This is a genomic window from Mojavia sp. (assembly GCF_059505145.1).
Window position 1 is genome coordinate 1 of record NZ_JCACKA010000078.1, and the last position, 26482, is coordinate 26482.

Annotated in this window: 21 protein-coding genes; 9 read left to right on the forward strand and 12 right to left on the reverse strand. The window is 42.2% G+C overall.

Translation table 11 applies throughout. The features are described 5' to 3' along the window. Positions 1 to 205: 205 nt before the first annotated feature. The gene (locus AC5JL8_RS22550; RefSeq protein ID WP_495881925.1) at positions 206 to 1372 is read right to left on the reverse strand and encodes a glycosyltransferase; all 1167 of its coding nucleotides are present in this window, start codon (positions 1370 to 1372) and stop codon (positions 206 to 208) included. A gap of 115 nt (positions 1373 to 1487) precedes the next feature. Between AC5JL8_RS22550 and shc the strand changes: the two genes are divergently transcribed. Further along, entirely contained in the window at positions 1488 to 3404 is a 1917-nt protein-coding gene (gene shc, locus AC5JL8_RS22555; RefSeq protein ID WP_495881926.1) for a squalene--hopene cyclase, read from the forward strand. A gap of 190 nt (positions 3405 to 3594) precedes the next feature. Then, positions 3595 to 3987, forward strand: a complete 393-nt coding sequence (locus AC5JL8_RS22560) for a carboxymuconolactone decarboxylase family protein (protein WP_495881927.1) — start codon at positions 3595 to 3597, stop codon at positions 3985 to 3987. Between the two features lie 558 nt (positions 3988 to 4545). On the opposite strand, the gene AC5JL8_RS22565 is transcribed toward AC5JL8_RS22560, so the two are convergent. After that, positions 4546 to 5373, reverse strand: coding sequence for a M15 family metallopeptidase (locus tag AC5JL8_RS22565; RefSeq protein ID WP_495881928.1), 828 nt, complete (start codon positions 5371 to 5373; stop codon positions 4546 to 4548). Between the two features lie 101 nt (positions 5374 to 5474). Here AC5JL8_RS22565 and AC5JL8_RS22570 point away from each other — a divergent pair, with 101 nt between their 5' ends. Next, positions 5475 to 6392 (forward strand): AEC family transporter, encoded by a 918-nt coding sequence (locus AC5JL8_RS22570; RefSeq protein ID WP_495881929.1) that lies wholly within the window; start codon positions 5475 to 5477, stop codon positions 6390 to 6392. A 225-nt stretch (positions 6393 to 6617) separates the two neighbouring features. Continuing rightward, the gene (locus AC5JL8_RS22575; RefSeq protein WP_495881930.1) at positions 6618 to 7358 is read left to right on the forward strand and encodes a Uma2 family endonuclease; all 741 of its coding nucleotides are present in this window, start codon (positions 6618 to 6620) and stop codon (positions 7356 to 7358) included. A gap of 31 nt (positions 7359 to 7389) precedes the next feature. On the opposite strand, the gene AC5JL8_RS22580 is transcribed toward AC5JL8_RS22575, so the two are convergent. After that, positions 7390 to 7908 (reverse strand): phosphoribosyltransferase, encoded by a 519-nt coding sequence (locus tag AC5JL8_RS22580; RefSeq protein ID WP_495881931.1) that lies wholly within the window; start codon positions 7906 to 7908, stop codon positions 7390 to 7392. A 71-nt stretch (positions 7909 to 7979) separates the two neighbouring features. On the opposite strand from AC5JL8_RS22580, the gene AC5JL8_RS22585 reads away from it, so the two are divergent. Next, positions 7980 to 9401: an MFS transporter gene (locus AC5JL8_RS22585; RefSeq protein ID WP_495881932.1), complete on the forward strand. Its 1422-nt coding sequence runs from the start codon at positions 7980 to 7982 to the stop codon at positions 9399 to 9401. Between the two features lie 229 nt (positions 9402 to 9630). Then, positions 9631 to 9825, forward strand: coding sequence for a hypothetical protein (locus AC5JL8_RS22590; protein WP_495881933.1), 195 nt, complete (start codon positions 9631 to 9633; stop codon positions 9823 to 9825). 135 nt (positions 9826 to 9960) lie between these two features. Here the strand turns inward: AC5JL8_RS22590 and AC5JL8_RS22595 are convergent, their stop codons facing one another. The 4 genes from AC5JL8_RS22595 to rpsU all read right to left on the reverse strand — a co-directional run bounded on the left by AC5JL8_RS22595 (position 9961) and on the right by rpsU (position 14845). Next, positions 9961 to 12243 carry a PAS domain-containing hybrid sensor histidine kinase/response regulator gene (locus AC5JL8_RS22595; RefSeq protein WP_495881934.1) on the reverse strand — a complete coding sequence of 761 codons (2283 nt, stop codon included), beginning with the start codon at positions 12241 to 12243 and terminating at the stop codon, positions 9961 to 9963. A gap of 13 nt (positions 12244 to 12256) precedes the next feature. Beyond that, positions 12257 to 12700, reverse strand: coding sequence for a response regulator (locus AC5JL8_RS22600; RefSeq protein WP_495881935.1), 444 nt, complete (start codon positions 12698 to 12700; stop codon positions 12257 to 12259). Next, on the reverse strand, positions 12697 to 14121 hold the full coding sequence (locus AC5JL8_RS22605; RefSeq protein ID WP_495881936.1) for a GAF domain-containing protein: 1425 nt from the start codon (positions 14119 to 14121) through the stop codon (positions 12697 to 12699). The genes AC5JL8_RS22600 and AC5JL8_RS22605 overlap by 4 nt, the downstream gene beginning before the upstream one ends. Before the next feature lie 535 nt (positions 14122 to 14656). Beyond that, positions 14657 to 14845, reverse strand: coding sequence for a 30S ribosomal protein S21 (rpsU, locus tag AC5JL8_RS22610; protein ID WP_495881937.1), 189 nt, complete (start codon positions 14843 to 14845; stop codon positions 14657 to 14659). 1 nt (position 14846) lies between these two features. On the opposite strand from rpsU, the gene AC5JL8_RS22615 reads away from it, so the two are divergent. Continuing rightward, positions 14847 to 15011 carry a hypothetical protein gene (locus AC5JL8_RS22615; RefSeq protein WP_495881938.1) on the forward strand — a complete coding sequence of 55 codons (165 nt, stop codon included), beginning with the start codon at positions 14847 to 14849 and terminating at the stop codon, positions 15009 to 15011. Positions 15012 to 15106: 95 nt separating this feature from the next. Here AC5JL8_RS22615 and rbp read toward each other — a convergent pair whose 3' ends face one another. From rbp to AC5JL8_RS22635, 4 genes are all read right to left on the reverse strand, one after another. Then, positions 15107 to 15412: an RNA-binding regulator gene (rbp, locus tag AC5JL8_RS22620; protein ID WP_495881939.1), complete on the reverse strand. Its 306-nt coding sequence runs from the start codon at positions 15410 to 15412 to the stop codon at positions 15107 to 15109. A 449-nt stretch (positions 15413 to 15861) separates the two neighbouring features. Further along, positions 15862 to 18822: an RNaseH domain-containing protein gene (locus AC5JL8_RS22625; protein ID WP_495881940.1), complete on the reverse strand. Its 2961-nt coding sequence runs from the start codon at positions 18820 to 18822 to the stop codon at positions 15862 to 15864. Beyond that, entirely contained in the window at positions 18819 to 22439 is a 3621-nt protein-coding gene (locus AC5JL8_RS22630) for a pPIWI_RE_Z domain-containing protein (protein ID WP_495881941.1), read from the reverse strand. Before AC5JL8_RS22630 ends, AC5JL8_RS22625 begins: the two co-directional genes overlap by 4 nt. 4 nt (positions 22440 to 22443) lie before the next feature. Further along, positions 22444 to 23583 carry a restriction endonuclease-related protein gene (locus AC5JL8_RS22635; RefSeq protein ID WP_495881942.1) on the reverse strand — a complete coding sequence of 380 codons (1140 nt, stop codon included), beginning with the start codon at positions 23581 to 23583 and terminating at the stop codon, positions 22444 to 22446. Positions 23584 to 23707: 124 nt separating this feature from the next. On the opposite strand from AC5JL8_RS22635, the gene AC5JL8_RS22640 reads away from it, so the two are divergent. Together AC5JL8_RS22640 and AC5JL8_RS22645 are read left to right on the forward strand one after the other, a co-directional pair. Then, positions 23708 to 24100 (forward strand): helix-turn-helix domain-containing protein, encoded by a 393-nt coding sequence (locus tag AC5JL8_RS22640; RefSeq protein WP_495881943.1) that lies wholly within the window; start codon positions 23708 to 23710, stop codon positions 24098 to 24100. Between the two features lie 8 nt (positions 24101 to 24108). After that, a complete protein-coding gene (locus tag AC5JL8_RS22645; RefSeq protein WP_495881944.1) occupies positions 24109 to 24651 on the forward strand; it encodes an ImmA/IrrE family metallo-endopeptidase in 543 nt (180 codons plus the stop codon). 35 nt (positions 24652 to 24686) lie between these two features. Here the strand turns inward: AC5JL8_RS22645 and AC5JL8_RS22650 are convergent, their stop codons facing one another. Beyond that, positions 24687 to 26360 carry an AIPR family protein gene (locus tag AC5JL8_RS22650; RefSeq protein ID WP_495881945.1) on the reverse strand — a complete coding sequence of 558 codons (1674 nt, stop codon included), beginning with the start codon at positions 26358 to 26360 and terminating at the stop codon, positions 24687 to 24689. Positions 26361 to 26482 lie beyond the last annotated feature (122 nt).

Sequence of the window (26482 nt, forward strand, 5' to 3'; positions counted from 1 at the left end):
CGTTCATCTCCCTCAAAGACTGATTAACGAGTATCAAAGACTCGTTCATCTCCCTTAGAGCCTCATGAATCCACCTTTGAGCTTGATTAATCTACCTCATAACTGCATTAATCTCTTTGGCAACTTCACACTTCCGTCTCATCTTCCCATGCTCCCTGCTCCCTGCTCCCTGCACCCCTGCCTTGAAGTTGCTCGGACGTGATAATTACTGGGGATAAACTCTTCCTTTCCAAGCACCACCGCGCCCTTGCCAGTGACGAATGGCTGAGTCTATTGTCATCAGGGTGTAAAGAAAAGCGATCGCAGGTAAGCACAAAGTTAACCAGGGAGGACATTTATAAAAGCGGATGGTTGGGAAGTAAGCCAAACTCATCAACAGCCAAGCTGATAAACCCGCCAGTGCGATCGCCCAATTCCCTATCAATCCACCCACAATAGCAGCTATAGGTGGCACTAAATAAATTATCGTCATAGCCACAACTGTTCCTACTAGTAGCAGTGGAGAATAATTGAGTTGAGTATAGGCAGTCCGCGCCACCATATTCCAAATACTATCCAAAGAAGGATAAGGGCGCAGACTACGAGTTAAAGCACTCAGTCCCAACCAAATCCGCCCTTGTCCCCTTGCCCCTTTCACAGCTTGAGCCAAGGCGCAATCGTCAATTAAAGCTTGGCGAATCGCTGCAATTCCGCCGATACTTTCAAGGGCTGTTGTGCGAATCAAGATAGATCCTCCAGCAGCCGCAGCAGTGGGATTTTTTGGATTGTTGACCCAGCGAAAAGGGTAGAGTTTTTGAAAGAAAAAGACGAAAGCGGGTATTAAAAGTTGTTCCCAAAAACTTTCACACCGAAGCCGCACCATCACCGAAACTAGATCTAAATCTTCTTGTTCGGCTTTAGCAACCAGTCGGCGGAGATTGCTTTGGTCATGTTCAATATCAGCATCGGTGAGTAAAAAATAGTTTGGTGTAAACTCACTAGCTAATTGAATACCTTGCTCAACTGCCCAGAGTTTACCACTCCAACCGGCAGGCAATGCTTTGCCAGAGATAATATGCAATTGTTGGGATTTATTCAAAGCGTAAGCAACCCCTTGGGCAAAATCAGCTGTGCGGTCTGTGCTGCGATCGTCTACCAAAAAAATATTGAAATCCCCAGGATAATCTTGGAGTAGAAGCGATCGCAAGCAAGCCGGCAGCAAATCTGCTTCATTACGGGCAGGAATTACCACGCAAATCTTAGGTAAGGATGACAGCGTAATTTCGCCAACTTCTAATTTCTGGTCTGTTCGCCAAAACTGCCCGCGTAAACTCAGTAATCCTATCCACATCACCAAGGATGAAAGTGTTAACCCTAATACAATTGCACTCATATCCTCTTGCAAATTCTTAGTGCCTCAGACACAATACTATGTCTGCTGATTGTGGGAAAATATTTTTTCTCCGTACTGCTGTATTTATACTATGGGTGAGGTGGAATAGTATTTGATGCAAACTCAAGACAGAGTAACAGTCAATCAAGTCACAGCGGCGATCGCAACCAGCCAAGAATATCTGCTTTCAATTCAAAATCCGGCGGGTTACTGGTGGGCAGAGTTAGAATCTAATGCCACTATTACTGCTGAGGCTGTTTTACTTCATAAAATTTGGGGCACAGATCGCACTAGACCTTTACACAAAGTTGAAACTTACCTGCGTTCTCAACAACGTCAGCATGGCGGTTGGGAACTTTTCTTTGGGGATGGGGGAGAACTGAGTACTTCGGTGGAAGCGTACATGGCTTTGAAACTGCTAGGTGTACCAGCAACCGATCCAGCGATGCTCAAAGCCAAAGCTTTTATTCTGCAAAGAGGTGGTATCAGTAAAACTCGCATCTTTACTAAGTTACACCTTGCCCTCATAGGATGTTACAGCTGGCGCGGCATCCCTTCACTGCCGCCCTGGATTATGCTTCTACCCTCAACTTTCCCTGTTAATATCTACGAAATGTCAAGTTGGGCAAGATCCAGCACTGTACCGCTGTTGATTGTCTGCGATCGCAAACCTGTTTTTCAGATTGACCCAGCTATCACCTTAGACGAACTGTATGTTGAAGGTGTCGATCAAGCCCAGTATGAATTACCCCGTAGTGGCGATTGGACAGATTTATTCCTCACCCTCGATCAAGGCTTCAAGTTGGCAGAAAGCCTCAATTTAGTTCCTTTCCGGGAGGAAGGCATCAAAGCGGCAGAAAAGTGGGTTTTAGAACGACAAGAAGCCACTGGTGACTGGGGCGGAATTATTCCCGCTATGCTAAATTCTCTGTTAGCTTTGCGGTGTCTAGGTTATGGCTCCAGCGACCCGATTGTCGAACGCGGGCTAAAAGCCATCGATAATTTTGCCATTGAAACAGAGGATAGTTACCGAGTGCAACCTTGCGTTTCACCTGTTTGGGATACAGCTTGGGCGATTCGGGCTTTGATAGATTCTGGATTTGCACCAGATCATCCAGTTATTGTGCAGGCTGGAGAATGGTTACTCAACAAGCAAATTCTTGACTACGGTGATTGGATTGTCAAAAATCGTCAAGGAAAACCAGGGGCTTGGGCGTTTGAGTTTGACAATCGCTTTTACCCAGATGTAGATGACTCTGCTGTGGTTGTTATGGCTCTACATCAGGCAAAGCTTCCTAATGAACAATTAAAGCAAGCTGCGATCGCTCGTGGACTCAACTGGATTGCTTCGATGCAATGTAAGCCAGGTGGCTGGGCTGCTTTTGATTTAGACAACGATCAAGATTGGCTGAATTCTGTACCTTATGGCGACCTGAAAGCCATGATTGACCCAAACACGGCTGACGTCACCGCTAGGGTGCTAGAAATGCTGGGAGCTTGTAATTTATCAATAGATGCTGGTAATTTTGAGCGAGCGATCGCTTATATTCTCCGCGAACAAGAACCTGAAGGCTGTTGGTTTGGGCGTTGGGGAGTAAATTACATTTATGGCACTAGTGGTGTTCTCTCAGCCTTAGCCTTAATTGCACCTCAAACTCACCAAAATAGTATCGAAAGAGGAGCTGCTTGGTTAGTTGGATGCCAAAATTCTGATGGTGGTTGGGGTGAAACTTGCCGCAGCTATGATGATCCTAGCCTTAAAGGACAAGGGACTAGTACTGCATCCCAAACTGCTTGGGCTTTAATTGGGTTAATAGCAGCAGGTGAAGCTACTGGCAAATTCGCTCATGATGCCATTGAGCGGGGAATTAGCTACCTTGTAACCACGCAAAAACCAGATGGTACTTGGTATGAGGCGGACTTTACAGGTACTGGCTTCCCTAGCCATTTTTATCTAAAGTATCACCTCTATCAACAATGCTTTCCTTTAATTGCTCTAGGTCGCTATCAAGCGCTTAATTCCAAGGGTTAGGGATTGGGGAGTAGGAAAAAGCAGGGAAGCAGGGGACAAGGAGAAAGAACTATGATTAAATCTTGCTCCTTGTCCCCCCATCCCCCATGCTCCTTGTCCTCTTCATCCAATGCCCCATGCCCAAAATCATTGAAATTAAGTTTAGTAGGGTGGGCAATGCCCACAAGAATTTTATATGGTGATTTGAAAAATGACTAAGCTGATTGAATACGAAGAAGCCAGTGAAGAAGTACGTGCGGTATATGACGATATCCGTGCCACCCGCCAGACTGACTATATCAACAATTTTTGGAAAGCCATAGCTAATCATCCCCCCACCCTGCAACGAACTTGGCAGGCGGTAAAGGAAGTGATGACTAGTCCTGGCGAGATTGATCCGCTGATGCGCGAACTAATTTACATTGCCGTAAGTGTGACAAATGGCTGTGATTACTGCATTGCCTCACACACAGCATCGGGACGTGCCAAAGGCATGAGCGATACCATGTTTAGCGAACTTTTAGGGATAGTTGGCACAGCGAATATGACTAATCGCCTCGCCAATGGCTATCAAATTCCGGTTGATGAAAAATTTAAGACTTAAAAATTTCGGGAGTGCTGGGTACTGATTAGTACTTTGTACTCCTTACTTACCCAGCCAAGATAACGAATTGTTACCTATCAGCTTCTGACTAGCTATGTGACCTTATGGGTTATGGATTAGGCGATCGCAAGTTATTAATATTAAAAATTTTTTCCTTCTGCCCTCTACCGTCTGCTTTCTACTAAATATCTGCAACTAAAAACTTTAACTTTGCAGATTTGCTCTGATGGAATTTAGTAAATCTCACTGAAAGTTATCTACTACAAAAAGATAGAATATTACTGCAAGGTTTTATATATTTAAACCAGCCAAAAGAGAGATGGAATCATTGATAACTCAATTTAAATTATTAAGAATAAAGCAAAGGGCGTCACGACTATAATAAGGGTGCAGATACCTAGGTGATTATTCTAGGTGAACACAGAGTAAAAACTATGTTTTTTACTCTGTATTTATTTATATTGTTAATTGCTGTTTATTTACTTTCAGATTACATATTTGCAATGAGTAATTATTGCGTGTAACGCGTATAAAAAAATTGAAAATCCTAAATTGCTATTAAGGCGTTGATTGAGTTGTTGGAGATGGTTTTAAATTTTTGGCTTTATAGAAAGTTTCCAAACTATTGCGATCGCCTACAAAACGCCAATGCCACGGTTCATAACTGACACCTTGAGGATTATTTTCAGGAAAGGAAATTTCAAAACTAAAACGGGCTGCATTTGCTTGTAGCCATTTATAAGCTTTAGTATTTTCAAAATTGGCTTGAAGATTAGTTGCAGGTGCTGCTCCATCTCCAATATCTACAGCGTAACCTGTGTGATGTTCACTATGTCCAGGAGGAGCGCTTAGAGCAGCTCTTTGTGCTGGAGTTTGATTTCGTTGGGCACTCACACCAAAAAATAACTGCTCCTGCTCTTTCACTGAGCGAAAGCCAGAAATTGGTACTAAAATTACACCCGCGCTGCGTGCTGCTTGTTGCATCGCTTGAAACTTTTCCGCAGCGCCTTTTCGCATTCTGATACGCCCATTTGTAGAAATTACTACTAACTCAGATTCTGGTGCTTCTGCGTATATCAAATGTCCCAATACAGTATCGCGATCGCTACCTTGATTGGCAGAAATATCAGAATTTGGCGTTTGTACCTGCGAAGTAGTTGGCGCAGGTTGAGAATCTACAGTTTTTTTAGGTGAAGTAATGAAAAACAAAAAACCGCTAGTTACAGCGAGTACAACAAATACAGACACTCCCCCAATCAGCAAAACCAATGGTTGCAAGCGTGCGTTTGGCGTTACATCGGGAAGATCGCGTAAAGCCACTGGAATATCATCACTAGAAGCAGCCAATGAATTTTGCGGTTCATCAGAAAACCCAGCCTTATTCAAGAGTTAACTCCTGCTTTTTTTCAATAGCCATAACAGATTGTAGACTGGAAAAAAATAAAAGCAAGCCGTAGCATTTTACATCTGTATTCTTAGGTGCAATTTTGACAAATCTTTTAGAACTATACGTCAAGCTGGTGGGATTAGTTCTAGTAGGACTAATCTTGGGACGTAAGCTACCTGGCATAGTTCCCACTCGTTTGGGTCAGTTTCTTTTTTATGTCGGAGGCCCTATAAGCATAGTATCTTTTTTACGCCAAGCTGACCTGTCTGGTCAAATTTGGATTGCACCGGCGATCGCTTACCTAGCTATCTTTTTAGGGGCATTTTTAGCTTGGGTAGGAATTCAAGGTCAAGCCTATTTCACAAATACCATCCCCCAAAAACCAACTCAGGGTAGTTTGCTTTTAGCAGCAATGGTTGGTAATACAGGTTATCTTGGCTTTCCCATCACCTTAGCAATGGTAGGACATAAATATTTTGCTTGGGCGTTATTTTATGATTTGCTGGGGTCTCTCTTTGGCTCTTACGGCTTAGGAGTAGCGCTAGCAGTTCGTTTTGGCAACAATGTAAGTAATTATTTACAGGTAACTAAAGCAATATTAACTAATCCTACCCTTTGGAGCTTCGGCTTTGGCTTGCTGTTTCGACAGATTAAAATCCCTATTTTAGTTGAATTTTGCTTAGACAAATTAGCTTGGAGTGCCGTCGCTTTATCCTTAGTATTAATTGGGATGCGGCTCTCGCAGCTAAAGTCTTGGAGCAGCTTACCACAGGCAGGAATGAGCTTGGCAATCAAAATGTTGCTAGTTCCCTTAGTTATTGGTAGTACCTTACCCTTTTTTGGTGTAACTGGTTCGGCAGCACAAGTGATAGTGCTACAAATGGGAATGCCTCCAGCGTTTGCCACTTTAGTAATTGCTGAAACCTTTAATCTTGATCGTGACTTAGCTGTGACAGCTTTGGCGATGGGGGCTATGGTATTGCTAGTTACTCTCCCAGTGTGGCTATGGCTATTTTAATATTCAAACAGCAGTAGGTTTAGCCCACAAGTTTCAATGGAAATTCGCTCTATATATCTGGTGGTAAATTTAGACTAATAGTCAGTTTTGCTATTTTGTCCAGCTTCATATTTTAGCTTGATTGAGTTTTGCCACATTTTAGTTTTTAAGGATGTTAATAAAAAAGCTTATCACCTAAGCTTTTTGAATTTTAAATTTTGCGTAGCGGTAGTATCAGGTTATGCCATGTCCACTAACATTACTCAAAACGAGAGTTCCCCAGCACCTCCTGTTACAGACTGGGAACCTTCCCCACCACCAACAGATTTAATATTTGATGACGGAGAACCCTTGGAAAGTAACCGCCACCGCATTGCTATGAATGTTTTAATCCGGTCGTTGCAACAAGCTTGGTCAGACCGAGATGATTACTTTGTCGGTGGTAATATGTTTATTTACTATAGTCGTACACAGGCACGAAATCGGGATTTCAAAGGGCCGGATTTTTTTGTGGTTCTCAACGTCGAAGGGACTGGTTCTCGCCAAGGTTGGGTTGTATGGGATGAAGAGGGACGTTATCCTGATGTAATTGTCGAATTGATGTCCCCCTCAACAAGAAATGTGGACATAGGGGAGAAAAAGAATATCTATGAAAATGTTTTTAGAACTAGAGACTATTTCGTTTTTGATCCCTTTGACCCCAACTCCTTGCAAGGATGGCGGTTGGATATCAATTTTCGCTATCAGCCTTTAGTTGCTAATGAGCAGGGTTGGTTGTGGTGCGAAACCTTAGGATTTTGGTTAGGAATTTGGGAAGGAACGATAGACCGAGAAACTGCCCCTTGGTTACGATTTTATAACCGCGAGAAAAATTTAGTTTTCTTACCAGAAGAAGCAGAATTCCAACGAGCAGAAGCAGAACGACAACGTGCAGAACGTTTAGCTGCACGTTTGAAGGAATTAGGAGAAAATCCAGAGAATTTATAAAAAAAGATAGCGAAAACTCTCCAGCACCCCATTAACAAGCTTGAGTGATCCTAGCTGCGAGTTCGCCAGGGTTCATATGTTCATAGTGTTCAAAAGGTTGATGAATCCAGGGGTTGTCAGGTAGGTAATCAACATAGTAATCGGGTGCTATAACCGAACAAGCTTTATACCAAAGTACAGCAGTGCGAATTTCTTCAATTGCGAACTCACTATTTTGGTTTAGCCAAGGGAGAGTTTCTTTGAGTGTAATTCCAGAGTCTACTAGGTCGTCTACTAAAAGAATGCGCGAACCTAAACTTTCAGTGGTCATTGTTAAATAGCGAGAAAAGGTTAAACAACCTCTTTCTTGCTTGCCTGGGCCACTGTAAGATGATGTTGCTAAAATTGCCAACGGTTGCTGATATATACGGGAGAGAATATCTCCTACTCGCAGTCCGCCTCTGGCAAGACAGATAATCTGGTTGAATTCCCAACCCGATTGATAAATCTGAGCAGCCAGTTGTTCAATTTTTTGGTGATAATCTGACCAAGAAACGTAAAGGTCTGGCATAAGGGAAGTAATTTTGAGCTAATACTGAAGGCAAACGCAAACTCTATATTCTAGTATGAGCGCAAGATATTATGAATGATTCTGTCGCCGATGGCTCTGCTCAAAGTGAAAAACTAGGCTTTAAAACTAAACTGGCTTATGGCGCAGGTGATTTAGGCCCAGCGATTACTGCAAACATTTCTATATTTTTTCTATTAGTTTTCTTTACCAATGTTGCTGGTATCCCGGCAGGTTTGGCTGGCAGCATTTTGATGATTGGCAAAATTTGGGATGCAGTCAACGATCCGTTTGTGGGGTTTCTGACTGATAAAACGAAATCTCGTCGCTGGGGTCGTCGTCTGCCTTGGCTATTATATGGCGCGATTCCCTTTGGAGTTTTCTTTTTCTTGCAGTGGATTGTACCTCCATTTAGTGTTTGGGGTTTGTTCTGGTATTACGTAGTAATTGGGTTGGTATCTCAAGTGTTTTACACGGTTGTCAATTTGCCTTATACGGCAATGACTCCAGAACTAACTCAAGATTATGACGAACGCACCAGCCTGAACAGTTTTCGCTTTACCTTTTCCATCGGTGGCAGCATTTTATCGTTAATTTTATCGAAGATTATTTTTTCCCAGATTAGCGATCGCCAGCAACAATATTTAATATTAGCCGCTGTTTGTACTGTAATTTCGGTATTGTCTTTATATTGGTGCGTTTATGGCACACGCGATCGCGTTTTGGCATTTGAGGCTAAACGTATCCAACTGGAAGAAACCCCATCTATCCCTTTCATCGAACAACTCAAAATTGTCTTTACCAACCGACCTTTTCTATTTGTTATCGGTATATATCTTTGTTCTTGGTTAGGTGTACAGATTACAGCCAGCATTATTCCTTATTTTGTAGTTTACTGTATGCGCCTGCAAGAATCAGATGTACCTACAGTAATGATTGCGGTACAAGGAACAGCTTTGCTGATGCTGTTTTTCTGGAGTGCTTTGAGTAAAAAAGTTGGAAAAAAAATTGTTTACTTTTTGGGAATGAGTTTATGGATCATAGCAGCAGGCGGACTCTATTACTTGCAACCAGGCCAACTGAGTTTGATGTATTTGATGGCAGTGATGGCAGGTTTTGGTGTTTCTACAGCTTATCTTGTTCCTTGGTCGATGATTCCAGATGTGATTGAATTAGATGAACTCCAAACCGGACAACGCCGGGAGGGAATTTTTTATGGCTTCATGGTGTTGTTGCAAAAATTTGGTTTAGCTTTTGGACTGTTTGTGGTAGGAAATGCCTTGCAAGCTTACGGTTTTAAAGAAGCTGTAGCCGGACAATCTGGATTACCCACACAACCTGAGTCAGCATTACTAGCTATCCGCCTTGCAGTTGGCCCCTTACCTACTATTTGTTTGATTGCTGGTTTAGTTTTAACGTATTTCTACCCAATTACCCGCGAGATGCACGCAGAAATCATGCTGAAACTTAAACAGCGGCAGGAGAAGATTGAGTAATTAGAGCATACTTCAATAGAAAATTGGTCAAGTACCGTCAAGCGATCGCCTGTTTTTCGTAGCTTCAGCTTGAATTGCTTGGCAATATTATTTACCCTAATTTGTATTCAATAGCCTAAACAGCAGACTACTAAAACAGAGGCTTGCTGATTGATTTAAGCCTCAAGATAGGGTAACTCCACTGTAGAAAAATCTAGGATTGGGATATTCATTAATAGAGGAAAAACTCATGCCTAGCGGTCATGCCAGCCATAAAGGCCCCTCGATCAAACATAGCCATGACAATGGACAAATTGATACTGCTGCTGACCTCACAGTAGATCCGCAAGAGATTCTTGATGAAGGTCAGGGCTACCCATTCGATGCTCAGGGAACTGTAGTAAATCCGGCTGCTACTGAACGCCCGAAAGAGCAAGAAGAGTGAAGAAGGCAGATTGGGGACAAGGGGACACGGGGACAAGGTGAAAGAATAGAGGCAACAGGCAACAGGGAAGAAAAACTATTGCCTATTCCCATTGCCTGTTACTCACAACTCAGCACTCAGAACTTTTTCAACTCACTAGAGTACCTGATGGAGGGTACTCAGTAATTCCTCGGCTGTAAAGGGTTTTGCCAAAAATTCTTGGATGCCGAGGCTGATCTTTTGAGCAGTAGCCTCATAAGCCATCAATCCACTCATAGCAATAATTTTTGGCTGAGGATTCATGCGTTGCAACATATGAATAGTTCGAGAACCATCCATTTCTGGCATCATCAAATCTATTAACACCACACTGATCTCATGATTATGTTGAGCGTAAAGCGCCAGTGCCGCAATTCCATCACTAGCAGTTAAAATCCGATAATTATGGCTTTCTAGTGTAGTTTTGGTGATCTCACAAATTGATACTTCGTCATCTACCACCAAAATTAATTCGCCATTACCACTTGGAAGCTCTGCATCTGCTATTGCTTTGGTTTCACTGACTTCTCTACTAGGTAAGTACACTTTAAAACTACTTCCCTTGCCGACCTCGCTGCACACAGTCACAAAACCGTTGTGACTTTTGATAATGCCCATAACAGTGGAAAGTCCTAGGCCAGTTCCTTTACCCACGTCTTTAGTAGTAAAAAACGGATCAAAAATGCGGTCGATAATTTCCGGCGGAATGCCTGTTCCAGTATCATCAATAGCGATCGCCACATAAGAACCAATTTCAGCATCCACGTGCATGTGAGCATAGTTTTGATCAATTACCAGATTTGTAGCGGTAATGCTCAAGACACCGCCATCGGGCATAGCGTCGCGGGCATTAACACAGAGATTCATCAGCACTTGATGAAGTTGAGTTGCATCCGCAAAAACTGTCCAAAGTTCGGGCGCTATATCAGTTCTTGTTTTAATGGATTTTGGGAAAGTTCTTTGAGCAACCTGCGCTACATCGGAAAGCAAATGCCGAACCTGAACAATGGAGCGACTTCCTTCTACCCCACGAGTAAACGAAAGAATTTGCTTGACTAAATCAGCACCTCTCCTGGCGCTGCTTTCCAGTATCTTCATTAGTTGCTGACTGCTCTCATCCATGTTGGGGAATTTCAGAGGCAACAATTGTGCAGTTGCCAAAATCGGAGTCAGGATGTTGTTGAAGTCGTGGGCAATGCCACTTGCGAGAGTTCCCAGACTTTCCAGGCGTTGAGCGCGGAGAAATTGCGCCTCTAGTTGTTTTTTTTGAGTGATATCTGTACTGAGTGTAAGAATAGATTTGGGGTTACCAGCTTCATCGCGCATCAGTGTCCAACGACTTTCTACGATGATGTCCTTGCCAGCTTTTGTTACTTGCTGAAACTCACCTTGCCACTTACCATCCCTCGCCAGTATGGCCTGTATTTCATTGAATGGTGGCGAAGTATCTCCAGATTTACAAAAAAGTTGAGCAGCTTTCTTACCAATGACTTCTGTTGTTTTCCAACCGTAAAGACGTTCAGCACCTTGGTTCCAAAATAATATTTGGTTCTTCAAATCACGAACGGTGATTGCATCTATGGAAATATCGAGTAAAGCCGCTTGTTCGTAGATTTTTTGTGCTGCTTGCTTGCGCTCGGTAATGTCCTCTACTGTCCCCACATGACCAAGGAATCTGTTTTCTGAGGAATACATTGGGCTGGCAAGAGCGCGCACCCACCGAACTTCATTTTTGGGACTAAGTAGCCTGTATTCGTGGGCCCAGGTGGATTGTTCAGATACTGTACGTTGCCAGTCTTGAATAACTTCGGTGCGGTCTTCAGGGTGGATGGCCTGAGTCCAACCGTAGCCTAAACTTTCTTCTTCAGTTAGACCGGAAATATCATACCATAAAGGATTATTGTAGGTACGTTGCCCTTGGGCATCAGTCTGAAAAATAGCAAGGGGAGCCGAAGAGCAGAGTATCCGAAATCGATTTTCGCTCTCCCGCAGAGCCTCTTCTGCACTATGGCGTTTATGCCGTTCCTCAGCTTCTCGTAGTTCTCGCTCTACTGCGGGCACTAAACGGGTAAGGTTGCCTTTAATTAGATAGTCATGAGCTCCAGCTTTCATTGCTGAGACGGCAATATCCTCGCCAATCGTGCCGGAGACGATGATAAAGGGTAAATCCAGCTTTCGGCTTTGAAGGAGTTTCAGGGCGTCTGTTCCACTGAAGGTAGGTAGGCTGTAATCTGCAATCACCATGTCCCATGACTGTTGATCTAGAGCCGCCTGCATGGCCTCTAGAGTATCTACTCGAACAAAGTTCAGAGTGTACCCGCCTCTACGCAACTCCCTCAGGAGCAGAAGAGCGTCATCTTCAGAATCTTCAACAATCAGAACACGCAAGTTGGCGCTCATTTTGACTGATTACCTAAATCGGAGGTGTCTCGTTCATCAATAGCCAGTACATTCCCAGCTGTCGAACTGCTTCTGTAAACTGGATAAAGTCTACAGGTTTGCGGATGTAACTGTTACACCCCAAGCTGTAACTATTGAGTAAATCTTGTTCTTCGCTGGAAGTCGTTAAAATCACCACAGGTAGCAGGCTAGTGCGCTTATCTGTTCGCAAACGACGCAATACTTCCAAGCCATCAATGCGGGGCAACTTGAGATCTAACAAAATTACAGTAGGTTTGATGCTGATATCCCGATTAATATATACTCCAGTCCCAAATAAGTAATCTAGAGCTTCAGCACCATCACGAGCTACTACAATATCATTGCTGATGTGATTGCGCTTGAGTGCTCGGATAGCTAAAGCTTCGTCATCGGGGTTATCTTCTACCAAAAGAATAATTTTGTTATTCGTGTTCATGCCCCACCCTCCTCTGCTACTAATGTAAAGTAAAAAGTAGCGCCCTGCTCTAAAGCTCCTTGTGCCCACACCCGGCCACCATGCCGATGCACAATTCTTTGCACTATGGCTAATCCAATTCCAGTGCCTGGAAATTCATCGGTTCTGTGCAGTCTCTGAAAAGGGCCAAATAACTTATTGGAGTAGGCCATATCAAAGCCAGCGCCATCATCTTGGACAAAATATACTGGAATGCCATTTTCCTGGGGTATAACTCCAAACTCAATCCTTGCCTGGGTATGCTTGTAGGTAAATTTCCAGGCATTGTTGAGTAAATTTTCTAACAATACTTGTAACAGTCGGCTATCTCCTTGGGCTAAAATCTGCGGTTGAATGATAAACTCTACTTGCCGCTCTGGTTGACTTTCCTGTAGCTCAGTGCAAATTTCACTAGCTAGCAAACTTAGATCCACAGGTTCTAGGTTAATTTCACTACGCATCAACCGAGACAAGTTGAGGAGGTCATCAATTAATTGACCCATCCGTTGAGTAGCTGCCCGAATTCGCCGTAGGTAGTCTTGCCCAGTGTCATCGAGCTGATCGTTGTAGTCTTCTAGTAGGGCCAGACTGAAACCATCAATACTGCGTAACGGGGCACGCAAATCATGAGAGACAGAGTAGCTAAAAGCCTCCAGTTCTTTGTTAACTAGCTGCAATTCATTGATTGCCCGTTGCATTCCCTGGTTTAAGGAATGAACTGCTTGTTCGGCCTGCTGACGCTCTACTACTTCTGCTTGCAATTCAGCTAGGAGTTCTCCGTGCTGGAGAGCTACTCCCAAATGATTAGCAATTTGGGTAGCAAATTCGATTTCTGTTGCTTGCCATTGTCGGGGAGCATGACATTGGTGAATACAAAGCAATCCCCAGAGGTTTTGACCTTGTAACAAAGGTACTACTAAGTTGGCCCGAATCTGAAATCTGGATAGAACAGCAATGTGACAATCGCTCAGTCCACAACCGTGGATATCTGCGACTGCTTGAATCCGCCCCTGCTGATAATGAATTGCAAACTGCTCACCAAAGCAATGATCGTGAATTTTTTGGGACATAGCTGATGGAAAAGCTTGAACCACGTCCTCAGAAACAAATTCTCCATCATTCCAGCCTGAATCTGGGTAGAAGCGAAACATACCCACTCGATCTGCTGCTAAAAGTTTTCGCACCTCGGTAGCTGTGCTTTGAAAAATTTTTTCCAGGTCTAGAGGTTCTCGCAGCCGGGTAATTACGTGGAATAATGCTTTCTGCTGTTCTAGCTGGAAATACGCCTGGTTGATTTCATGCTTTAAGTATTGGACTTCGTCTACCAGGATCTGCTTAATTTGCTCAAATGCCGCTTCATCTGGACATAAATCCCGCAGTCTTGCCAATCTTTCTAGGTTCATTATTAACAGTTAATTTAAATCAAAAAATTGCTGAATCATTAACTAAATGTTTGAATCAGCTATCGTCAAGCAATACTTATATTTTTTATTACATTCACAAGTTTAGCATACGGCTATAGGAATTCTTTAAGAAAATTATATAACTGTTGGTGTTGCAAAAATTTCTAGGTAACAAAATCTCAGTCTAGATTAAGATACGGCAGATTTGAAGTTAGTGAAGTACACAATTATTTCTCAAAGCTAGGTGTCAAGCCTGTTGTAATTCAGAATTCAGAATTATGCTGTCTATTGATTTAGCTATTTCCAAGATTGAGGTAGGCTAGTTGACTTAAGCTTCGATTTTTCCTTTGTGTTTTTGGAAATCTTCGGCTGCTTGCCATACCTAGACCATACCTATTTAAGAAAGCGATTGCAAGGGAGCGCAGCGCCTGCCGTAGGATGCCCGTACCCCTACGCTTAAGCAAGCTACGCGTAGCGTCTCCTTGAGGAGAAGGGCTGTAGGGCGATCGCATAAGTTTATTAAAGGCAGTTATCCTCAAGTACGGAAACGTCTCTTGCTCTGCTTGTGCTTGGCAACTTCTTTGCGTTTACGTTTCTCTAAAGGTGTTTCAAAGTGACGGTTCTTTCTGATATCTGGAAAAATCCCTGCCTTGGACACTTCTCGCTTGAATCGACGTAAAGCTGACTCAATTCCTTCATTTTCGCCCACAATTATTTGGGTCATCTTGTCTCCTCCTAAATTGGTTTATCAGGTTTTTCATCTGAGTGCATTACAGCTTTTAGTATTGGAAAAATGGAATATAGTCAGGGATACATCCTTCGACTCTTTCCTACAGGTAAAATTCCTGTGCTTTTTCCAGGCAGAACCGCTATACTTAGCGATCGCGTAGTAGTGAAAAATCTGTTCGTCGAATCGATGTGCAAAAAAAGCAGACGCAGAGCCTGCCTTAAGACCTAAGACTTAACTACTCAATTTTAAAGCCTATTAATATCGGGAGTATCCACCACCAGTATTTCCCCGTCTGCCACCACCGTAAGAGCCTCCATCTGTTTTGGGTTTAGCTTTATTAACTTTTAAGCTACGTCCCATCCATTCAGCGCTATCAAGGGCCTCAATTGCTGCGGCTTCCTCGGTTTCTGTTTCCATTTCTACGAAACCAAAACCCCGCATTCGCCCTGTTTCACGGTCTACAGGCAATTGCACCTTCTTGACAGTTCCATATTCTGAGAAGACCTGTTTGAGGTCATCTTCTTTAACCTCATATGACAGATTGCCCACATAAATTGACATAAGATGTCTCCAGAATCAAAAAGGTGTAGAGATTTACATCCGGAGAGGTCTGTAATATAAGTATAGATAAAAACAAACTACACAGCCGAATTTAATCTTCCATAGTTACCCTAACACATATCGGCAGATTAGATCGCTAACCAGTTCTATTGAGTTATGTTGCAAAAACAGCTAAATAATCCAATACAGTTCAGTTAAGGCTAAAATTTGTCAATTTTTGTAGTTTAATCAAAATTAACACATAAAAAAGACCAAGTGTGGAATTTATCGAGCTTCTCTAGTTAGGTGGGATTATTCTAGAACATCTAAATTTCAGAAATAAAATTGATGGCAATCAGACTCTCAATTCACCTTTATCTCTGCCCACACAATATGCCTATGAAGGCGATCGCATATCTGCAAATATTAATTCTACTTGTTCAAAGGTTCTTGTGCAATTTTGCTATTCCTCAAATTTGTAAATTTACACCAAGTATGCACAGGTAATCTTCTATCAGCTCCTTACCTATATGCATTGGGTATGGCACAAGGATATTCCCCATAAACCAAGCTGGCGAACATCTCAAATAGTGAGGTATTCGACACAGTGCCTTTAAAGATTCTTCTTTCTGAAAATTTGGGTGGATGAAGAATGGTAATATTTCTAACATTTGTTGATGTTTGAACGGGATGTTAGCACCGTATTCATCGTCTTGGAAGCCGAGTTTGTAAAGTTCGGGTATTGGCATCTCATTTTGTAGCTTCTGTGTTTTTGGCAGCCTTCCTACAGAGAAGTAATGTAATAGTTCTGGTGCTGACTGATCGTAAAACCCACTCAGATGTGGAAAATCCCGTGCTGCACAATCTTCGTTCCAAGCTTCTCGATTGGTAATGTACTGTGGTGTTTCTCTACCAGCACGAATACGAATTACTGCTAATAAGTTCTGTAGTTGCTTATTATTACGGGTATACTCGCAAGTGTGACCAGGAACATGGCAAAAGTCAAGAACGTTGCGTTTTGCCAGAAGGTTCTCATTTTGCAACTGAGGCCAGATTTTGCCATCATTATCTTCGCCACGTCCGTTACGCCATCCTTCAGCTTCAATTAGAACAATGGTTGGTTTGCCTAAATGTTTGGTTACTACGCGTGCAACAAACTGTACTAATTCCGTGCCATTCAACTTGATTTTACTTTGAAGGCGCTTTTTATTTTCTTGGCGATCGCGACGTGCTTCAGCAAAAATTTTTCCGACAGCAATTCCCGCCTGAGTGTAAGGAATCCAATCATTTGCATCGGGAAGTAGTACATCTACCGCACCCGTTGCACGCAGACGAACCGCAAGAGCATAGTGAATATCACCTTGATATTGGCTAGTTTTGCGACGACAAAAGGCAATTACATCTAATTCTTGGCCAATTTCTTTTGGTATCTTTGCTTGCTCGTATACTTGAGAGGGTAGACCGTATAGCGCCCCTATTTGACGTAATGTTCCATCGAGTACAGCACTCATCACACGTCCTTTTGTTGGTTTGCTGTATGATGGTGATTTATCCTCATCATCTTCTGTGTCACTTGATTTTGGTTTAGCTGTCGGTATCGACTGTATCATTTGGGAATTAATTCCCTCTCTTACACAAGCTTCACGAATAGCTCCTTTAATGTTTTGTTGAGGGAGAATTCCCTTTATTTTGATTCGGCCAATTTCGATAATTGCTAAACAGTGAGGATTAGTCTCAAAATTTATCAGAGGAATAACACTTTCCTGGAGAAAGGTACGCCATGCTTCTCGCTTTGCTTGATGTTGCTTGCGTATCTGCTGGTCGAATTTGCTACGATCTTTAGGTAAAAATCCACCTGTATTAAGTGGCTGCAAAAGTGTCGCATCATCAATCAAAATTTTTGAAACTGTTATATCTTGTGGAAAATCTTCATTTTCATTGAGAAGGAATACATCGCGTAATTGCTGGTAAACTACTTCACAAGTGTTTTGTTCTCGATAAATAAGAAAGATATGCATTGGCTTACCCTGCAATGCCCGGTAAATAGCATCAATAGCAATTTGCTGATAAGGTTGGCACTTTTTACGAGGTCTAGAAACAAATTCGTAATCACGCATTGCTAGTGGTGCTTTTATACCAGATGGTGCAGGAATGTCAGATTGCATCGGATTATCTGGTATCAAAACTTCGTTGAGAGATTCTAGTACCCGTGCAATAATATCGCCCCGCTCCAAAAAACTAAATCCTGTTTTGACACTATGTCCTCGTTTATGTTTCTCATGCTCGTACTTGTAGCCTTCAGCATGAACTATATAGTATTCGTCTCTATCACCCCAGTTAGTTGAGTTATTTAAATTACCAAATTCTGTAGGGTTGTTCAGAATATTTTCTGGCTGTTCTAGAGCGCGTGCTTTAAATGCAGCAAGCAGTTCTGGCAGTTGTAACCTCCACAAATTCTCTTGTTCTTTGCCATTGTTCTCAATAACGAGGCGTACCAAGGTCGAATCTACCTTGTAATTAGGTAAACGTGCATTGTTCATACCCATCAAAACAGAGATGTCACGCCCATAATTGGCATCTGACAAAGGTTCATGGGGGTATCTTTGGCAACTTAAATGTAAGAAAATCCACGGTTTTAAGTTGCCGTTGTCATTGAACCGTCCTGCTTGCGTCTCAACATTAAAGTCTAGACGGTAAGCAAAATAACCTTCTTTTTCGTTGCCATTATTATCTGTGTAATTTGCCTTAAACGGCTTACTAACTAAATAGAGTCCAACCCTACCCGAACCGCCTCCCTGTACTTTGCGCCATTGAATTTCTTGTTTTCTTTTTCCAGAATTAATGATGCACTTTTTACCATGCAACATGGTGGCGAGAAGACTGGGAATAGCTTGAAATCCTAATCCTCTCTCTGCGTTGATATCCTGCACAAGTATTTCCGGCTTGATGCGTTGCCACTCCCAACCAGGCGGTATTGCAGCTATTCTTTCGAGAAAGCGATCGCACACGCTATTAACTTCATCTGTTTTACCTTTGCCACGATATTGCTTTGTCCACTCCTGCGCCCAAATTCTCACTAATTGATGTATCTGCTGGGGTGTGGGTGTCTTCAACGGGTTCTCTGGGGTTCCTACAGCTAATGCTTGATATAAGGGCAGCTTACTTTCTTCGTCAACGCTAACAAACTCAAAGCCGTATGTCAGAGTAGATGCACAAGCAAGCAAAGCATTATTTAACTGTCGATATGGTGGCTGAACCTCTTTTTTGTTGTTGCCACGAGACAGTACTCGTTCCAGATCGCGGCGAAAGTCTGCTATCACCTGAACAAAAGGGAATGCCAACACAGCAATCTCTAGGTTGGCAAAAGCATCTGTTACCAAATTCATGCGTGCAGGTAACAAAATATTTTCTGATGTAATTGTTTTAGTCATGCTCTTTCTCTATCTCTTGCGTCTATTTCCCAGTTGAAGCCATCAATATCAACCAAAGCATCTGCTATTGATTGGTATAAAGCTTGACTGATAACATCTTCATTAACATAGTCACAAAGCAAATCGATGATTGCTGCTAGCAAGCTGGTACGCGGTGTATCAGGCTGTTGCTCTTTGGCATAGTTTGGCCCCCAAGCAGCATCAACAAAGTAAGCGTGAAAGGGAACACCTCCACGCAAAAGACGGCCTACAGCTTGAACGATGACCCCAGCAGTGGTTGCGGCTAAGTCTTGGCGGGGAAAGGCACGTAATTCTTCATTTGCACGCAGTGTTTTGTAGTAAGAACGATGTTCTACCGATCGCCAGTAACGCGCAGCCAATTGACGCACTTTTTCTGCGCGCCCTAAAATTCCGTCTCCTTCCCAAGCAATGAAATTCGCATCTTCTATCCAATCCAAGGCACGACGGTTGATTTCTTGAGCGATCGCCTGAGTATCATGTGGATGAGGATAGGGACGGGTGAGAAAGTAAACCGCACCAAAAGCAGCTTTGCCATTTGCATTCAAAATGTTGAATCCGCGCCCCATAGCACTTATCGGTGCAGCTAGGATTTTACCGCCAGTTACTGAGAAAGTTTCGATGTCAGCACGGTTGAGAGCGCCAATTTCCATCCTTGACTGATAATCGATGTCATCCTCAGCCAAAGTCTCTGTGTGATCGCGCTGCAAATGGTAAACTTGCTCGCGCATACCCCACCAACACTGACGGATTTCGTCTGCTACCCACCGTGCTTGGTCATAAGAATTGACGAGTAACAGTAGGCGTTCCCTATCCTGCCAAAAATCTGGAGCGCTCTCACCCAGTCGTTTCAATTCCTCAAGCTCCTGTCCTAAATGGCCGCTACCGTTGTTGCCAATCAGCGCTTGTGCCATCTCTTTAAACATTCCCATTTTCTGACGTTCAGGTGTCCCAGAAATACGGATAGCTTCATCTTTGCGGTTCAATTGAGGCAGAAACCTAAAGCGGCTTTGAGCGATCGCTTCTGTGGCACTCGGCTCTGGCATTAAAATACCCTGAGGATTGCCAACATGAAACTGAGTGGAATCTCGTAGATAAGAAGTTCCTGATAGTGCCAACACATTAGGCCCGCGTTGACCATCCAAGTCTGTTAGCAAGCGATGAAAGTTCAAAACGTAGTAACGACCAATATTGGTATAAGCAAACAAAGATAAAGCATTTTCGCTGCTGTTCTCAGATTGGTTGTGATTTTCATCTTTGCGGGAATAGTAAGTACCAAACTGCCTTCCTGTTGGCGGTAACGGTAAAATATTTAACATAGCTGTGGGCATACGGCGATGCGGAGGCTCGTCATCCAGAGTGGGTGGTCGATGATGCCACTCATAAAAAATAATACGTGTGTGCCGATCTAAAAGGGTGATGGTAAGGGCAAACTGTAAACGGTATGCCAGGGTTTCTATTGTGTCCACTGGATCTGTTTGTTCCTCTTTTTTTGAGGAATTTCGCCGCTTTTTCTTGACTGGCTGCTGTGAATTATTCTGACGTTTTTCTATTTCTGTTCGCAGTCGTGCTAACCGTTGTTCTGTCTTGGGGAAAAAATCAACTATCCAGGCTTTGCAAGCATGATAAATGCTATCGTCGGTAGCACTTTCGCCAATACTGTTAATCTGTTGAATCAGAAGTGCCAGCCTATTAACTTTAGGATTGGAGCGAGGCTGCCCCTGTAATGGATCGTCATCGAGTAATGCGTCAAAATACTGCATTATCTGCTGTACGCGCCGGTTATTAGCTTTAATTTCTTGCTCCGTGACATCAGGAGAATCTAATTCTTCAAGTCCAGCAAGGCGGCGGGCAAATTTGTAGAGGAGGGAATTAGGCGTAAAGTAGCCACGTTCTATCCATTTATTGAGAAACTCGTGTCCCGAACGCTTGTCTAATAGTGTCAAAGTTGCTGTCACAGCCTTTTGGACATCACGTTCTGCACCAGTCCATCGCTGCATCAATGCTGGGGTAACACGGTTAAACCTCATGTAATCTTCAGTTTTTACTCCAATGTCATCAAAAACACCACCATTTGTTAGCAACACTTCCTCAGCATATACATCGTCAAACCACTTGATAACGGTGTCTACTTCATCGAATACAACAATATCGGAATGTAGATAAACGAGTTCCCCTATCTTGAGCGGACGTAATTCTAAATGACGTGGTAAACCAGCCATTGCCATTGCACCTGGAGTTGTAATCCAAACACGGGCAGCTGGCATATCACCATATACCTGCTGTGATGGGCAAGTGGCAAAAAAAGGACACAAGTGGGGTACTCCAGGGTTATTGTTTTGTTTTTTGCGATCGCTTTCACTTTTTGGTGCTTCTTTCAAAGAGTGACATGGCTCGGTTCCAGGCTTGAGCGGCTTACCATGCAAACGGTCAAAGATGTCGCTAGCTTGTAGCAATCCTTGCAAAGCACAAGCTGTTCCCAAAAAGCGATCGCCCCAGTGTGGTTGTCCGCGTTGCCAGTGTTCCTGAAAATCTTTCGAGGCATAGAAGCTTTTTAGGTGTGCATCTCGTTTACTGCGGCCTAGTAAGGGTACAGCAACAGGCTCATCGTTTTCTGGATCGTCACAGAACCACCAATTAATTTGATTTGTTAACCGAATTGCCGATTGTACATCACTAACAACTAATGTGATGCGGCGATCGGCATGATTTCGCAGACTATTGACGGCAAGTAACGTTGACAGGGTAGACTTTCCAGAGGCGACTTGTCCCGCAATATGTACAAAACCATCTAAATTTAACGTTTGTGTGTTGCGCTCACTCAGCGTACCGTCTGCCTGAATTTTGTGAAAGTTGATTTTGCGAAAGCGGCTTACCCAGTGTCCCTTTTGTGATTCATGCCAACCATATCGGCGTGCTAGTAACTGTTCGCGGCGATTGAGGAACTCTGCATCTGACTCTAAATCTGGAATTCGTAATGAAAAAGGCTCACGAGAGCGGGGTGTAGTAAACCAAGGCTGTTGTCGTGCAGTACTTAAATGTTCTGGTGTGAACTGTACTTGCATTGTGACTGTTTCTTTTTCTGTCTTAGCCTGGAATTGGTAGGCAACTCCTGCCTTTACTGGTTTAACCCTGCGTTGGCGAAACTCCAAATCCGCACTCAAACAGCTTTCATATAAATTTTGGTTGACTTGATCCCTAAGATGTTTCGCAGCATGAATAATTTGAGAATCTAAATCCTGGATATCAAAATCATAGTTACGTCTATTTTGCGGAATATTGCGGATGTAGAAACGTAATGCCCCCAACCAAGCAAAACGTGCAGAAAATGGGATAATTTGCCGAGCGTTAGCAACTGCGCGCCGCTGGATATCATCTAAATTATGTAAACGTGGGTGTCGCAAAGGCATACCACTGAGTATTGCCCAAACTGCTGTTACTGCTTCGTCATCAATTCCTAAACACTCCATCAATGCAAAGCCAAGTTCTACCTGAAGTAATAATTGGGCTTGTTCTCGATCTAGCTCAGAGTTATCTTTCAATTCTTTGACACGCTCTGTAAAAATATCAGGTGGCTTAAATAATGTCATTTGGCTCATAATGCTATTTCCCTTGACTCAGGTGCATTATCTTAGCGACGACTCTTTCTTCAAAAGCTGTATCGCTGAAAAGATGGGTGCTTTTTGGCAATCCTGTTGCTTCTTCGCGCAAGATGTCGATGTAATCTTGGCGTTGATGCAGACGATGGTTAGGAATAACATAAAAACTTTCGTCATAGCGCAAATCGCCTTCCCCAAATATCGGCTTCAGTTGCAAAGCCAAATCATAGGGATTTCGGTAGTCTTTGATATCTACAGCCCAGACTGAACCATCACCAAAACGTAGTTGCAGGTCGTAACGGTCAATACCAGGCCAAAGTTGAACTTCGCAAAGATGTTCTGGCTGTTGTTTATGCAGCTTTTCTAAAGCACTAAACAGACGTATCTCTGGAATTCCAGGCAAACAAACACGCCAATGAATACCAAACTTGAGACGACACAGACCTCGCTTCCAATAAATGCGCCGGACATGGGACAAGTTTTTCCGATGATCGTTGCAGACGCTTGGCTTAATGCCACGTAAATGTCCATGTTTTTTAATTAAAGGGCCGCAGCGATCGCAGCACCAATAAGATTCATTTTCTTTACAGTCTTCGTACAGTTCGCCAACATCATTAATAGTTATGTAACGCGTTTGAGAAAACCTGTTGCGAAGTTTCTCTAAAGTAGTGTAAGGATTCGCAATTATAAATCGCCGCAGTAAAACATATTCTTGTTGGGCGTGTTTAGCATCATTTTCGTTGGCTTCTTGCAGTTTTTCCAGCAACCTCAGAAACTGAAAGTTCTCCAGCGCAATTTGTTGTACTTTCACAGAAGCCAACTCAGGAAGTTGCCCTCGTTTTACCAACTGTTCGTAGAAATACTGGCTTGCTTCCTCACTTAACGCTTTATCGTAAATTAAGCCATATTCTGAGTCAAACTCCTTTGGTATCTCCAACGGATACCATGTTTGCAAGGGTTTTTCTAGAAGATGAAAAAGACCTTCTAGAGTACGTGGATAAGGAATAGCTGTCATCTTCAATGCCAAAGTATTGCAGGCACGCCGTAACAAATCAGGGTATGGGTATTTAGGAATTTGGTATTGATTATCTGCACGGAAAAACTCTGCCAAACCCACAACCAAAAAATCAAAATTGTTATCCAAAAAGTACCTCCTGTCTATATTAGACAAGCTTTGGTATTTTGTCTCTTTAATGAAACACTGTAATTAGAAAGATACATTTAATAACTATAGCTAATGTGAGACAATAAAGAAACGCGTTTCATAAGTGAAACAACGAAGACGCATGGGATACAACTTAGACACACATCTATTAGCCGCAATGATGAAGACGAAGCGGGGGAGGAAAGGGCTGCGAGACACAGCCAAAGAAATAGGTAATATTAGTTCCTCTACACTTTCACGGGTAGAAAATGGCAAAATGCCTGATATGGAAACCTTTTTATTACTTTGCGATTGGCTGCAAGTGTCACCTGCTGAACTATTTAAGAAAACAGAAGAATCTGAAGCTTCCTCTGGCTCAAACACATTAGAGACAATAGAAATTCAATTGCGAGCATCGAAAAAACTCGATCCGGCAGTTGCCAATGCACTAGCAGAATTAGTGAAAGCAGCGTATCGGGATAATTCTCAACAAAGCGACACCCAACAGCCGGATTAACAAGAATCATGACACTAACAGAGAAATTACCAACTGAGTTTAGGCAAAGGTGTGAAGGAATTGCCACAGAGCAACGTAGTTTATTAAATTTACGGGCATTTGAGCCATTACCAGCAGATTTGCTGGCGGCTCAATTGAATGCAATAATTTTGACACCTGAGCAGATTTCCACTTTAGATCCTTCTGTAGTAGCGGTATTGCTCGATAGCGACCAATGGTCAGCAGGAATTATTAATCAAAGCCCACTCTGGATTGTGAATAATCCGCGTCATACTCCTGCACGACGTGAATCAAACCTGATGCACGAGTTTGGACACCTGCTATTAAGACATAAAATTGTCCGCTTTGATCCAAATACTGGGCTTCCTCTGCGCCGACAGAGCGATGAAGATGAGGCAACTTATTTAGGTGGATGCCTTCAAATTCCTCGGCGGGGTCTACTCTGGGCAGTTCAGCGTCAAATGACACTAACAGAAATAGCAGTGCATTTTAATACAAGTGAGGAAATGGTGCAATTCCGTAGCAACGTCACAGCAGTAAATATTAGATAAATGTATAAAAAATTTTGCACCTTCTGAAGTTAACTTCAATGTAAAATTTTATCAACAATCTCTTGGCATTTTGTGACATTCCTGAATATATTTGCCGGATAGGAAGTTGGAAATAGGTTGCTACTTTCACTCATAACACTTCCCAAGAACTTTGAGGCCATAGATTGAATATCATCAATTTGTTCTGGGGTTAAATCAGATGAGATATTAAAGAAATTATCTGGTAAAGCTTTGTAGACAAGGTGTAGAATGAGACGGTTACTATGAGTAGCAAATAACTTTTCTCTTCCATCTCGTTGTTTTTGTACTTCTGATAATTTATTTTCTACTACTCTTAATATTTGAACTAATTTCCAAAGGTTAGAACCATTTACTGATCTATTAAACAAAGTTTTGTATGGTGGTTTCTCAATATCTTCCCATAAAACACCGATTTTATCTTTAACTCGTGTAGCGAAAGAAACTTCATTCTGTTTACAAGCTCGACTAATCGTAGCTTCATTTAAATCAAAACCTTTTTGTCCATCTGGAATTGATTCACCTGACTTATAAGTATAAATAATTCCCTCTAAGTGAAGTTCATTTTTGATTCTTTCTTGTTCAGGATCAAGAGCCACAAATTCTCGACGATCAATTCTATTTTGAGTATTGTTGAATCTAGTTATCTCTGTAGCAAATGCTTCAGGGCAATTTTCCAAAGATATAAAACGAATGTGAACTCTTGCTTTTTCAACTTGCTCAGGAGAATTTTGATATGCTCTTGCTATTGAACCAACAGTCTGAGCACCATTGACTATTTTTACATCCTTGCATTCAAATATACCTGTATCTCTTCCACTACCTCCAAGTGGTTTTTTCCCAATACTAGAACACAAAGCTGTGATGCCATTATTATAATACCAGAACTTTTCTGGTTCTTTTTTAACTGTATTTATAATGCCTTCATTGACTTCACTATCTTTGACGAATAGTCTAATATTTGAAGAGAACAATTTAGGAGAATGTTTAGTCCACCAATCAGCTACTTCTCTTGCAGAAACTTGGCCATAATAAGATTGATAAGGTTCTTTAGTTTGTCCCCAATCGAAAAGGCAAACATCTAAATTTATAGGATTGCCAGATGCTCCTTGAGATATTATATTGTATATATTTGACTGGTTAAGCACTCTCATACTTACGATATCTGATGAATCGTTCATCTCATCTAACAAATCATCAAATTCTCTTTTAGGCTCATCTGCTAGGGGAGTTTGACCTGAGTAGACAAGAATTATTTCAAATCTTGTTCCTGCGTCATTTAGTGCTTCCTCAATATCTTGAGTTTTATTATTGAGTTTTGAGTTAAACCTATCATATCTAGCATTCACTAAGTCTTTAAATCCTCTAGTGAATTTCATCACCTCATCGGTTTTTATACTTCCTTTACTTTCCTGTTTCCATTTAGATTGTAATACATACATAATTTTTTCTCTTCTATCAAAATAAATGGAATCTATTCCATTATCTTGTCCACCATCAACTATAGATTTTGATGCTTCTTGAGGAGAAATATCAGCCAATACCATCAATGTAAATGCAGCTAGACTTCTGGTTAAGAAAATTAACTCTCTGTCTGTTTCAGATTTGTTTTGGTAATCTGTCAAGTCAATCAAACCATCAAATGTTTTTTGAAGATATGACTTTATTTGACGTAGGTGGATTTCACTCATAATGCTGGTAGATGTACTTAACTTTGATGTTATCGGATCAAATTTTTACAAGCTTATCTGTAGTATTAAGACGTTGTAAAAATATACATTTAAGTTGCCGCGATCACCTCTTAACAGACAAT

What these genes read in the sequence shown, in the direction of transcription:
- AC5JL8_RS22550 (WP_495881925.1), bottom strand. Translation starts at nt 1,372, where the DNA reads ATGAGTGCAATTGTATTAGGGTTAACACTTTCATCCTTGGTGATGTGG.
- shc (WP_495881926.1), top strand. Translation starts at nt 1,488, where the DNA reads ATGCAAACTCAAGACAGAGTAACAGTCAATCAAGTCACAGCGGCGATC.
- AC5JL8_RS22560 (WP_495881927.1), top strand. Translation starts at nt 3,595, where the DNA reads ATGACTAAGCTGATTGAATACGAAGAAGCCAGTGAAGAAGTACGTGCG.
- AC5JL8_RS22575 (WP_495881930.1), top strand. Translation starts at nt 6,618, where the DNA reads ATGTCCACTAACATTACTCAAAACGAGAGTTCCCCAGCACCTCCTGTT.
- AC5JL8_RS22580 (WP_495881931.1), bottom strand. Translation starts at nt 7,908, where the DNA reads ATGCCAGACCTTTACGTTTCTTGGTCAGATTATCACCAAAAAATTGAA.
- AC5JL8_RS22585 (WP_495881932.1), top strand. Translation starts at nt 7,980, where the DNA reads ATGAATGATTCTGTCGCCGATGGCTCTGCTCAAAGTGAAAAACTAGGC.
- AC5JL8_RS22590 (WP_495881933.1), top strand. Translation starts at nt 9,631, where the DNA reads ATGCCTAGCGGTCATGCCAGCCATAAAGGCCCCTCGATCAAACATAGC.
- AC5JL8_RS22595 (WP_495881934.1), bottom strand. Translation starts at nt 12,243, where the DNA reads ATGAGCGCCAACTTGCGTGTTCTGATTGTTGAAGATTCTGAAGATGAC.
- AC5JL8_RS22600 (WP_495881935.1), bottom strand. Translation starts at nt 12,700, where the DNA reads ATGAACACGAATAACAAAATTATTCTTTTGGTAGAAGATAACCCCGAT.
- AC5JL8_RS22605 (WP_495881936.1), bottom strand. Translation starts at nt 14,121, where the DNA reads ATGAACCTAGAAAGATTGGCAAGACTGCGGGATTTATGTCCAGATGAA.
- rpsU (WP_495881937.1), bottom strand. Translation starts at nt 14,845, where the DNA reads ATGACCCAAATAATTGTGGGCGAAAATGAAGGAATTGAGTCAGCTTTA.
- rbp (WP_495881939.1), bottom strand. Translation starts at nt 15,412, where the DNA reads ATGTCAATTTATGTGGGCAATCTGTCATATGAGGTTAAAGAAGATGAC.
- AC5JL8_RS22625 (WP_495881940.1), bottom strand. Translation starts at nt 18,822, where the DNA reads ATGACTAAAACAATTACATCAGAAAATATTTTGTTACCTGCACGCATG.
- AC5JL8_RS22630 (WP_495881941.1), bottom strand. Translation starts at nt 22,439, where the DNA reads ATGAGCCAAATGACATTATTTAAGCCACCTGATATTTTTACAGAGCGT.
- AC5JL8_RS22645 (WP_495881944.1), top strand. Translation starts at nt 24,109, where the DNA reads ATGACACTAACAGAGAAATTACCAACTGAGTTTAGGCAAAGGTGTGAA.
- AC5JL8_RS22650 (WP_495881945.1), bottom strand. Translation starts at nt 26,360, where the DNA reads ATGAGTGAAATCCACCTACGTCAAATAAAGTCATATCTTCAAAAAACA.